Genomic DNA, 12,522 nt, shown 5'->3' on the forward strand with positions numbered 1-12,522 from the left:
CAGTTTTTTAGTTTTCAACATCTTATCTCTACAATCTTATTCCTATTCCAAATTCTACCGCCTCAGCCTTTGCCCCATGAGATTTAAGCGTTACCGCTCCAAAAATCTTATCTCCAAAATAACGTTTTAGACCCATTCTTAAATATGTACGCCCTTCAAAATCAAATGGATAATAGACATAATAACCAAACTGAGAAATTACCGACATTTTGTTAAGGAATAATTCATGACCAGCGAATACCCCTACTCTTTTATAATCATCATCTGCATTAACTCCGTTCTCAGGAAAAGCTATACTTTGATAACGAATTAATTCTTTTAAAAAACTAGAAAAGTAAACATCTGCACCTACTTGAAGAGCACTTTTTCTACTCAAACGTTTATCGGCGTAAGCAGATAAAACTACAAAACCATATTGACCTGAATCTATGACATCACTCTCGTTAAGCCCTGCTCTTAAAGCTAAATTATAACGCACGGGTTCTGTCATTTTTTCTTTCTCTCTGTGTATATATTCTAGTTCTTTACCTCCGTCCAAATCATAAATAAAACCGGCATTAAAAGCTAGAGTATTAGTAGATGTATTTGGTGCCCTAAAGTTGGCATTAGAATAATGAATTATAGAAACACCCGCTTTAAAACCTAGCCCCTTAACAATATTTTCTTTATGAAAATTAAACATTAAATAAGTAGAACTTAGTATATCAGAACCATAGGCATTATTTCTAAAGTTGGTTACCTTGTCATAGGGATTTGTAGCGTATGATATCCCCTGCCCTATTCGTAACTGCATGTTACGCCTAAAAAAATAAAAATTATAATGTGCGTACAGTCCGTAATTATCACCTAGCGTACTATTATTAGAATTTTGATAGATAAAAGAATACCCTAAATCAGGATAGTTATATGCTTCTTCCCAAGATTCTAAACCATAGGTTTTACGATTATAACTTAGAATTACACCCGCAGGGTGCTCCGTAATTAAGTGAGATATATCTGGATTGTGAAGAATTATAGAACCGTAAAACTGATTGGCGTCTAGCGTGTACTTTTTAGACTCCCCAGGTTCTTGACCAAAACAATTGGCTGCGATGATCAATAAAGCGAATAATAACTTGAAATTCATTGAGGGCAAAAATAAGTAGTAAGTGCGAAGTACAACGCACAAAACTCAAAGTTCTTTCTCACAATTACTTTAATTTCTAGAGCAAGAATGTAAGTTCAACTGAATTTATAATGCACGAAGAAATTTTTACCGAGAAGCTGTTATGTTCAAAAGGTTCCCGGTATATTTTAACATCTCCGATACTCTGCGATATAAAAACACTCGAACTGACAATCTAGCTACCCAAAGACTAAAACAATGCTTCAGCTATCGCTTTAATATTATCAGACTTACCCATAGAATAGTAATGTAGTACAGGTACGCCCGCCGCTTTTAATTCCTTAGACTGTTGTATTGCCCATTCAATACCTACTTTACGTACATCTTTATTGGTAGCACAGCCATCAACCGCTTCAATTAAATCTTGGGGCATATCTATTCTAAATACTTGCGGCAATAACTGCATATGCCTTTTTACGGCAATAGGCTTAATACCAGGTATAATTGGCACTGTAATACCCATGTTTTTAGCTGCCTCAACAAATTCAAAATACTTTTTATTATCGAAGAACATTTGCGTAACCACATAATCTGCACCGGCATCTACCTTTTCTTTCAAGCGCTTTAAATCTGATTGTAAAGAAGGTGACTCCAAATGTTTTTCAGGATACCCAGCTACACCAATACAAAAATCACTGCAATGCTCGCTTTCTATAGTTTCGTGTAAATATTTACCACAATTTAATGCTTGTACTTGCTTCACCAAATCAATAGCAAATGGATGACCGCCATCTGTAGGTTCAAAATATTTCTGCTCGCTACGGGCGTCACCACGTAAAGCCATTACATTTTCTATTCCTAAATAATGACAATCTACCAGCATGTATTCTGTCTCTTCTTTTGTAAACCCACCACATAGCACATGCGGTACCGTATCTACGTTATATTTATGCTGAATAGAAGCACATATACCCACCGTACCAGGTCTCATACGTGTGGTTTTCTTATCTAGAAGTCCTTCTTTTTTCACGTAAATTGTCTCTTCTCTTGAGGTTGTAACGTCTATAAAAGGAGGGTTGAACTCCATCAGAGGATCAATATTGTTATACAATTCTTGAATATTACGCCCCTTTACCGGCGGTACAATTTCAAAGGAAAAAAGTGTTTTTCCTTTTGCGTTATTAATATGGTCTGTTACTTTCATTTTCTAATCTATTCCTCAGTTCAAGAGTAAACCTTTAACAGGTATTTTTACTTCTATTCTATTCTTTTGGGCGTTCTAGCGGGCTTTTCGCTGTATTTTTTCTGTTTCATCTACTGCCCTTCAAATCAATATACGAACACAGAAAAAGATGCCGCTTCAATCCCTAACGCACTAAACTTCTACTATATTCGGCGCTAACCATCTTTCAGCATCCTCTAAAGACATGCCTTTTCGTTCTGCAAAATCTTTTACTTGATCTTCCTTAATTTTTCCTAATCCGAAATAACGTGCTTCGGGATTCCCGAAATAATACCCACTTACAGATGCCGCTGGCCACATGGCTAAACTATCCGTTAGTTCTACACCAATGGTTTCCTTTACTTTCAACAACTCCCAAATGGTCAATTTCTCTAAATGATCCGGGCACGCAGGGTAACCTGGCGCAGGTCTAATACCTTTATACGACTCCTTAATTAAATCTTCATTACTTAAATCCTCATTAGCGGCATAACCCCAATGTTTCATACGTACCTCTTTATGTAGGTACTCTGCAAAAGCTTCTGCCAAACGATCTGCAATTGCTTTTACCATAATAGAATTATAATCATCTAAATCCTCTTCATACTTTGCTGCCAATTCAGCGGTTCCAAACCCTGTTGACACACAGAAACAACCTATATAATCTTGCTTGTTAGAATCTTCTGGGGCAATAAAATCTGCCAAAGCATAATCAGCAACACCTTCTCTACGCTCCAATTGTTGGCGAAGGGTACGGAAAGTATGACTCTCCTTCGCTTCGGCTCCGCTCAGCGACCCGATGTTCTCATCTAGATTTGAGCTTGTGTCAACTAAAATATCATCATCATTAATTGAATTTGCCGGAAACAACCCAAAAATTCCTTTTGCCTTCAATTTTTTCTCGGTAATAATTTTTTGAAGCATCTCTTGAGCATCTGCAAATAAATCCGTAGCCTGAACACCTACCACCTCATCGGTTAGAATTGCCGGGTATTTACCGTGCAATTCCCAGCTTCTAAAAAAGGGTGTCCAATCTATAAACGGAACCAACAGATTTAAATCTAAATCTTTAATTACCTGTATCCCCAATTTGTTCGGTTTTACAATTTCAGATGTATTCCAATCAATCTTAAACTTATTTCTTCTCGCAGCGCTTATAGGTTTATAGGTTTTACTAGAAGAACGATTCAAGAATTTCTCCCTGAATACATCATAATCATCCTTTATACTTTTTTTATAGGCTTTTGAAGTTTCTTTTTGCAACAAATCCCCGACAACGGTCACCGCCCTAGATGCATCATTAACATGTACGACAGACTCATTGTATTGCGGATCAATTTTTACTGCGGTATGGGCTTTACTTGTAGTTGCACCACCGATCAATAACGGAATCTTAAAATCTTTACGCGCCATTTCTTTGGCTAAATGTACCATTTCATCTAACGAGGGCGTAATCAAACCACTTAGTCCAATAATATCAACGTTATGCTCAATTGCCGCCGCTATAATTTTTTCGGGCGGAACCATTACCCCCAAGTCAACAATCTCATAATTGTTACATGCCAATACAACACCTACAATATTCTTACCAATATCATGTACATCTCCTTTCACGGTTGCCATTAATATTTTACCGGCATTGTCAGAATCACCACTTTGTGGATTCAGCAATTTTTCTTCTTCAATATATGGCAATAAGTATGCTACTGCCTTTTTCATTACTCGCGCAGATTTCACCACTTGTGGCAAAAACATTTTACCACTCCCAAAGAGATCTCCCACCACGTTCATACCAGTCATTAAATTACCTTCAATAACCTCTATTGGTTTATCGGCAGCTACTCTGGCTTCTTCTACATCTTCAACAATATATTGATCAATACCTTTTACCAAGGCACGTGTAATTCTATCCTGTAAAGGTTCTTCTCTCCAGGATAGATCTATTTTACTTTCCTTGGTTTTACCGACTACAGATTCTGCAAAATCTAATAAGCGCTCTGTTGCATCATCTCTTCTATTTAAGATAACGTCTTCTACATGTTCCAATAAATCTTTAGGAATATCATCGTATACCTCTAACATACTAGGGTTTACAATACCCATATTCATACCTGCTTTTATGGCATGATACAAGAAAACGGAGTGCATAGCTTCACGCACAGGATTATTTCCCCTGAACGAAAATGACACATTACTTACCCCACCACTTACACTGGCATGTGGTAAATTTTCACGCACCCATCTGGTAGCTTCAATAAAATCAATGGCATTGAGCTTATGCTCGTCCATACCTGTAGCAACAGGGAATATGTTTAAATCGAAAATAATATCTTCTGGAGCAAAGTTTACCTTGTTCACCAACACATCATAAGAGCGCTTGGCAATTTCTATACGACGATCATAATTATCTGCTTGCCCTACTTCATCAAAAGCCATAACGATTACTGCCGCCCCATATCTTTTAATCAGCTTTGCATGATGAATAAACTGTTCTTCACCCTCTTTTAAACTTATGGAATTTACAACACATTTACCTTGAACCACTTGTAAACCAGCTTCAATGATTTCCCATTTAGAGCTATCTATCATAATAGGCACACGAGAAATATCAGGCTCAGAAATTACCAAGTTTAAAAACTTGACCATTGCCTGCTTGCCATCGATAAGCCCGTCATCCATATTAATATCGATCACCTGAGCACCATTCTCCACTTGCTCTCTGGCAACTGCCAATGCCTCCTCAAATTTCTCTTCCTTTACAAGACGTAGAAACTTTTTAGAACCTGCAACGTTTGTACGCTCACCAACGTTTATGAAGTTCGTTTCTGGGGTAACTATTAGGGGTTCTAAACCGCTTAATTTTAAAAAGCGTTGTTCGTTGTTCATTATTCGTTGTTCGTTTTCTATACTCATAATTTCTTGTGATAATTTATGAATCCGTTCAACAACTTTTTCACTCTTTCTATTTCTTTCAAAACGTTATCTATATCTGAAATATAATTTAAATCTCCTGCTAAAATCAACTGAGTTTCTAACTCAAATAATGAGCCTCTTGCTATGTGTAAAAAATGGATTGTTTCTTTATTGGACTGTCTTCCGCAACCTTCAGCAATATTTGACGGAACAGAAATAACACATCGTCTAACCTGCGAGGTTAGAGAAAATTGTTCATCACGAGGAAAGGACTTAGTCAAAACATAAACTGTTTTCACTAGCATTCTAGCCTGCACCCAAATATCTAATTCTTTATAATCCATTTACTATTTAAAAACTACGATAAACCATTAACGAGAAACGAAAAACGATTTATTTACCAGCAACTAAAATTGACGTGGAGCGAAATTTCCCACCACCTCAGCAATTGCCGTAATGTGTTCCGGAGTAGTTCCGCAACATCCACCAACTATATTAACTAGCCCCTTCTCTGCGTATTCTTTTATTTGTTCTGCCATTTGCTCAGGGGTTTCATCATACTCCCCAAATGCATTTGGTAATCCTGCGTTTGGATGTGCGGATACGGCATGCTCACTTTTGGAAGCAATCACCTCTAAATGTGGCACTAATTGATTGGCTCCTAAAGCACAGTTAAACCCCACCGATAAAATTGGAATATGGGATATTGAGATCAAAAAAGCTTCTGCCGTTTGCCCTGACAATGTTCTACCAGACGCATCGGTAATAGTACCGCTTACCATAATGGGCACATCTACATTTCTTTCTTCTTTTACTTCTTCAATAGCAAACAATGCCGCCTTTGCATTTAGCGTATCAAAAATGGTTTCTACCAATAATATATCTGATCCGCCATCTAAAAGCGCCTCTACTTGTTGTTTATATGCAATACGCAACTCATCAAAAGAAACTGCTCTATAACCAGGATCGTTAACATCTGGCGACATACTGGCCGTTTTGTTTGTTGGACCTATACTACCCGCTACAAAACGTGGCTTATTCGGCTCTTTTTGTGTAAACTCTTCCGCTACCATTTTTGCTATACGTGCAGATTCATAGTTCAGCTCGTACACCAAGTCTTCCATATAATAATCTGCCATTGCAATCGTGGTACCTGAGAATGTATTTGTTTCTACAATATCAGCACCTGCTGCAAAATATTTACGGTGCACTTCAGCAATTGCTTCTGGTTGGGTAAGTGACAATAAATCATTGTTACCCTGCAACGGATGTTCATAATCTTTAAAACGCTCCCCTCTAAAATCTTCTTCCGTAAATTTATAACGCTGAAGCATGGTACCCATAGCACCGTCAAGTATAAGAATTCGCTCTTTTAATATTTCTTTTATATCCTTCATTTTACGCTGTAAAATATTATGGTCCAATAAAAAGTTAATTCGAAATCAAGTAAGGAAAGTTCGGCTAGGTGCCTTATCTTTTGTTATCTGTCTTTGTTTGTACTGTAAAATAACAGCTTAAGTTTGCTATTGCGAACAAAGATAGAATGTAGCACCTTCTTTTCCGTAGAGGAAAGGGTTGCCAAGGTTTCAATGGGTCTAGTCCCTCCACCTTTCTTGATAACGAGTCAATTTATATATGAACTGTTTGCAAAGTAACGGCACAACATACTCTTATCCAAGAGTAATCTTGTTTTTTAGCAAACGAATTTTTTAAAATATGTCATAAAAAAAGCCTCTAAATCAAATATGAAGTAGAGGCTTTAAATACTAATTTTTGATTTTATGCAATACTTTGCACCACTTCTTTTTTGGCTTCTTTCTTAGAACCATCAAATCCTTCAACACCGCCAACAGTCGTATATTTCATTACATAGCGCTTACCTGGGTTGATTTGTTGGTATGCAAACTGACACATTACCGCCGCTTCATGGAAACCTGAAAGTATTAATTTTAGTTTACCTTCATAGGTGTTTACATCACCAATAGCATATACACCCGGTATATTGGTTTGGTAATCTTTTGCGTTATTTACCTTAATGGCGTTTTTTTGAATCTCCAAGCCCCAATCACCGATCGGACCTAATTTTGGAGATAGACCAAACAAAGGAATAAAATTATCTACTTCTAAATAAGTATCTTCTTTCTCTTTATCCGTATGCTTAATAACAACAGCCTCAAGACTATCCTTACCATGTAATTCTTTAACCTCAGCCTTTGTAATCAGTTTAATTTTACCAAGCTTTGCCAATTCAGATGCTTTTTCAACAGAATCTAAAGCTCCTCTAAACTCATCCCTTCTATGTACAAGGGTTACTTCTGATGCTACATCGGTTAAAAATATGGCCCAATCCAAAGCAGAATCACCACCACCGGCAATCACCACTTTTTTATCGCGATATACTTCTGGATCTTTAATCATGTAAGACACACCTGCGTCTTCAAAATTTACAATGTTTTCAATAGGTGGTTTTCTTGGTTCAAAAGAACCTAGACCACCAGCAATTACCACTACCGGAGCATTGTGCTTTGTTCCTTTATTCGTAGTTACTACAAATGAACCGTCTTCTAACTTATCTAAAGTTTCTGCTCTTTCACCTAGCGTAAATCCTGGCTCAAAAGGTTTAATCTGCTCCATTAGATTATCTACTAATGTACCTGCCAATATTTCTGGAAATGCCGGAATATCATAAATTGGTTTTTTAGGATATATCTCTGAACACTGCCCGCCTGGCTGAGGCAATGCATCTATTAAATGCGTTTTTAATTTCAATAATCCCGCTTCAAATACCGTAAACAATCCGGTAGGTCCCGCTCCTATAATGAGCATATCTGTTTTAATCATAGCTTTTTTTTTGATAAAAAGTAATACGCTTTAAGTACATGGTTACCAATATACCGTTCATCACTTTCCTCTTCTTTAATTTTACTTAATCTATATACACTAAACTCTTTACTTTGTTTTAATTCTATTACTAAGAACCAACTTCATTTAACCTAGCATTCTTATTTGAATACTGATTTTTTGCATTTAACAACGCTTCGCGATGCCTTACAACCTCACCTATTATTATAATAGCTGGGTTGGACAGCTTTTCTTTTTCAACTACATCTACTATAGTAGACATGATAGCAATACCGATTTTCTCGTTCTTGCGTGTACCGTTCTGGATTATGGCAATGGGCATATTTGATTTGCCTTCCTCCTTAAATAATTCTACTATTTGTGGAAGTTTAGACATACCCATTAATATAACCACTGTTGCGTTGCTTTTAGCAGCCAAAGCAACATCAGCAGATAATTTATGCTCTTTAGTAGTTCCTGTAATTACCCAAAAACTTTCTGACGAACCTCTTTTTGTAACTGGTATGTTTTGATATGCGGGTACACTTAAACTTGATGAAATACCAGGCACCATGGCAACTTCCAATCCGTGAGAGGCAGCATATTCCATCTCCTCAGACCCACGACCAAATACGAAAGGATCACCACCTTTTAACCGTACTACGTGTCCTGCAGATTTTGCCCTGCTAACAATCAACTCATTTATTTGTTCTTGCTGATATGCATAGCAACCTTTTCGTTTACCCACAAAAATTAACTCTGCGTTCTGGGCATACTTCAACAACTCTTCGTTGACCAAGGCATCATACAAAACCACATTGGCATTTTCCAAAGTCTTGATTGCTTTTAAAGTAATCAACTCTACATCACCAGGTCCGGCACCTACAACAGTTAATCTCCCTTGACCTTGCGAGGGAGTATCAACTATTGAATTGATTGTTTTTTGATTGGATAGATTATTGGTATGCATGTTATGCTTCTGCTAATTCTTGTTCTCTAAATTTCGCTACAGTCTCTAAAAATGCTTTTGCATCTTTAATATAAGATGTTGCAAATTCTTTTGTTGGTGCATTTTGATTCAATTGAAGTACCAATTTTTCAAATCCGCCAGCAACAGCAATTCGACCTTCGGCAACAAATTTCTCATCAAAATCCTTAATGATACTTGCGTGTGTATTTACTTTTGTATTCTCTGACGTCAACATAGCCTTTGCAGAGTTTACCATTGAAGAATATGCGTGATAGATACTTGCAGACCATTTTTCATCTTTGAACATATGCTCAGCGTTCTGTATTTTCTCCTCACTTTCAAAAAGTAACGTTGCAATTAAATCGATAACCACACCTGCACATTCACCTACACCAATTGCTTTCTCATAGCGTTCAGTATTACCCCAATCGATAAAATCTTCTGGCGTTAAATCATCTATAGAAGATAATGGTGTTAGAAAGTCATAAAAGTACATTTGACCTTTTTCTGCATAATAATCCGGGAAAGATAAGTCTCCGCCATTAGCATCAAAATCATTAAGAATTAAACGCAAAGCTTCAGGACCTCTTTTACTTGGCACTTTCACAACCTTATCCGCAAAACGACCTTGACCGTTACCATCCGTACTACCACCTAACAATACTTGTAATGCCGGGGCTACCAATTTATCTTTTGTACGAACGGACATTCCTTGAAAACCAATATTCGCCATATTGTGTTGACCACAAGCGTTCATACAACCGCTGATTTTTATAACAACATCTTCGTTATTGATATAATCAGGATATTCTGTTTTTATAACTCTTTCCAATTCTTCGGCTATACCTGTACTACTGGCAATACCTAAATTACAAGTATCAGTACCTGGACAAGCAGTAATATCCAATGCCTTATTATAACCGGCATCAGTAAAACCTAATTTTTTTAATTCTGTATAGAAAAAGGCTATATTTTCTTGTTTTACAAACGGGATCAATATGTTTTGACGCAATGACAACCTCAACTCCCCAGCAGCATATTTCTGAACTAAATTTGCTAGTAAACGCGCCTTATCCGTATAAAAATCACCTAATAGCACTTTAATACCCAAAGCGACATAACCTGGTTGTTTTTGTGCAATAACATTTGTTGACCTCCACAATTCAAACTCTTTTTCATCCTCTATTTCAACTGCAGGAACTTCTAAACTAGAAACTTCTGTTTTTGGGTAGTCTTCTGGATTTATTGGAAAAGAATCAAAAGGGACAGCAGTCTTTTCTGCAGCCAACAATTCTTTGAAACCATCTAAACCTAAATCCTTTAACAAGAATTTCATTCTTGCTTTAGCTCTACTCTTACGTTCACCGTAGCGATCAAAAACACGTACAACTGTTTCCATCAAAGGAATGATTTGATCTGCCGGTAAAAAGCTATATAGCTCATCTGCATGTCTTGGCTGTGAACCTAATCCGCCACCCAACATGACCTTAAAACCAACTTCTCCATTTTCAATTTTAGCAATAAACCCTAAATCATGCATGTAAGACAAACCAGTATCTGCATCACTAGCGGAGAAAGAAACCTTGAACTTACGTCCCATTTCTTGACTGACAGGATTTCTAAGAAAATATTGGAACAATGCATGCGCATATGGTGAAACATCAAAAGGTTCGTCTACATCTATCCCTGCAGTTTCACTTGCCGTTACATTACGTACAGTATTACCGCAAGCTTCCCTTAAAGTAATATCATCCTTTTCTAATTCTGACCAAAGCTCTGGTGTTCTATTCAGATCTACATAATGAATCTGTATATCTTGACGTGTAGTAATATGTAACCTACCTGTAGAATATTCATCCGATACATCACAAATACGTAACAATTGCTTGGAAGTAACTTTACCATATGGCAATTTAATACGAATCATCTGAACCCCTTCTTGACGCTGACCGTATACTCCACGGGCCAAACGTAGGCTTCTAAATTTCTCCTCATCTAATTTGCCGCCGTGAAACTCATGAATCTTGCGTTCCAATTCTAAAATATCATTCGCAACTACTTGATTCTCTATTTCTGTTCTAAAACTCTGCATCGTTAGGTATTAAGTATTCAGCACCAAGTACTGATATAAATTATTACTATATTTTGCCTATAGATTTTATAGACTTAATGGAAACGGTCAATATTAAAATTGACCTTTTATATTTAACTAATGAATCCGGCTCCTACCGTACTATTAGATTTAGTATCTATTAATATGAACGAACCATTTGTTCTATGATCTTTAAATTGATCGTAAAAAATTGGCTTATTTAATCGAAAACTTACTTGTGCAATATCATTCATACCCAATGCATCTGTTTCCGTATCTATACCTGAATAATCAGGAGCAATTTTATGATGAACCTGTTCAACTTTAGCCAACACCTTATTTACACCATGTTGCACTATGTATTTATTTCCAGCAGCTAATGGCAATGAATCCATCCAAGATATTGTTGCCGTAAACTGCTTGTCTACCGTTGGCAAATCATCAGCTTTTACTAACATGTCTCCACGGCTTAGATTAATCTCATCATTTAAAGTGATAGTAACCGAAGAACGTCTTGATGCCGTTTTATACTTCTTATCGTGAAAGTATATATCTTTTATAGTAGAACGTGTTTGTGACGGAAGCGCTACTACCTCATCACCTACACTTAACTCCCCACCATAGACTTTACCTGCAAAACCTCTAAAATCATGATGCTCATCGGTCTTTGGGCGGATAACATATTGTACCGGAAAACGTGGTGTACCTACATTGAAGATATCTTTTCTATCCAAAGCTTCAAAATGCTCTAACAAAGACTGCCCTTTGTACCATGGCGTCTTATCTGAAAGATTTACTACGTTATCACCTTTTAAGGCACTTACCGGAATAAATGTGATTTTTTGATCTTGATAATCTCTTTTAGACATTAATTCCTCAAAATCTGCTTTGATGGCATTATATGTTTCTTCAGAATAATCTACCAAATCCATCTTATTAATCGCTACTACCACATCTTTAATGCGTAGTAGGTTATTAATGAAAAAATGTCTGTTTGTTTGCTCGATTACACCCTTACGCGCATCGATCAATATAATTGCTGCTTGAGATGTAGATGCACCTGTAACCATGTTACGGGTATACTCTACGTGCCCAGGAGTATCTGCAATAATGTAACTTTTCTTAGCCGTTGAGAAATAAATATGAGCAACATCTATGGTAATACCTTGCTCACGCTCTGCTACCAAACCATCTGTAGCCAAAGAGAAATCTAAATAATCATATCCCTTTTGCTTACTGGTTTTTTCTATTGCTTCTAACTTGTCGCTGGTCAAAGATTTTGTATCATAAAGCATTCTACCAATCAAGGTACTTTTACCATCATCTACACTACCTGCCGTTGCTATTTTTAGTACTTCCATTTTTATGCTGTTAGCCCT

At 36.8% G+C, this 12,522-nt stretch carries 9 protein-coding genes and 1 riboswitch; all 9 genes read right to left on the reverse strand.

The window, feature by feature from the left end; translation table 11 throughout:
* Positions 1 to 28: 28 nt before the first annotated feature.
* Positions 29 to 1,126: an acyloxyacyl hydrolase gene (locus PXD56_RS17210; protein ID WP_276494570.1), complete on the reverse strand. Its 1,098-nt coding sequence runs from the start codon at positions 1,124 to 1,126 to the stop codon at positions 29 to 31.
* A 229-nt stretch (positions 1,127 to 1,355) separates the two neighbouring features.
* Positions 1,356 to 2,309, reverse strand: coding sequence for a methylenetetrahydrofolate reductase [NAD(P)H] (gene metF, locus PXD56_RS17215; RefSeq protein WP_276494571.1), 954 nt, complete (start codon positions 2,307 to 2,309; stop codon positions 1,356 to 1,358).
* 171 nt (positions 2,310 to 2,480) lie between these two features.
* Complete coding sequence (gene metH / locus PXD56_RS17220; protein ID WP_276494572.1) at positions 2,481 to 5,240, reverse strand: methionine synthase; 2,760 nt, start codon at positions 5,238 to 5,240, stop codon at positions 2,481 to 2,483.
* Positions 5,237 to 5,584, reverse strand: a complete 348-nt coding sequence (locus PXD56_RS17225) for a four helix bundle protein (RefSeq protein WP_276494573.1) — start codon at positions 5,582 to 5,584, stop codon at positions 5,237 to 5,239. Before PXD56_RS17225 ends, metH begins: the two co-directional genes overlap by 4 nt.
* Before the next feature lie 63 nt (positions 5,585 to 5,647).
* On the reverse strand, positions 5,648 to 6,637 hold the full coding sequence (locus PXD56_RS17230; RefSeq protein WP_276494574.1) for a homocysteine S-methyltransferase family protein: 990 nt from the start codon (positions 6,635 to 6,637) through the stop codon (positions 5,648 to 5,650).
* Positions 6,638 to 6,760: 123 nt separating this feature from the next.
* A riboswitch (SAM riboswitch) is annotated at positions 6,761 to 6,863 on the reverse strand.
* Between the two features lie 156 nt (positions 6,864 to 7,019).
* The gene (locus tag PXD56_RS17235) at positions 7,020 to 8,081 is read right to left on the reverse strand and encodes an NAD(P)/FAD-dependent oxidoreductase (protein WP_276494575.1); all 1,062 of its coding nucleotides are present in this window, start codon (positions 8,079 to 8,081) and stop codon (positions 7,020 to 7,022) included.
* Positions 8,082 to 8,211: 130 nt separating this feature from the next.
* Entirely contained in the window at positions 8,212 to 9,051 is an 840-nt protein-coding gene (gene cobA / locus PXD56_RS17240; protein ID WP_276494576.1) for a uroporphyrinogen-III C-methyltransferase, read from the reverse strand.
* A gap of 1 nt (position 9,052) precedes the next feature.
* Positions 9,053 to 11,143 (reverse strand): HEPN domain-containing protein, encoded by a 2,091-nt coding sequence (locus PXD56_RS17245; RefSeq protein WP_276494577.1) that lies wholly within the window; start codon positions 11,141 to 11,143, stop codon positions 9,053 to 9,055.
* Positions 11,144 to 11,256: 113 nt separating this feature from the next.
* Positions 11,257 to 12,504 (reverse strand): sulfate adenylyltransferase subunit 1, encoded by a 1,248-nt coding sequence (locus PXD56_RS17250; protein WP_276494578.1) that lies wholly within the window; start codon positions 12,502 to 12,504, stop codon positions 11,257 to 11,259.
* Between the last annotated feature and the right edge of the window lie 18 nt (positions 12,505 to 12,522).

It is taken from the genome of Maribacter zhoushanensis (assembly GCF_029350975.1).
In the GTDB taxonomy this organism is placed as follows: Bacteria; Bacteroidota; Bacteroidia; order Flavobacteriales; family Flavobacteriaceae; genus Maribacter; species Maribacter zhoushanensis.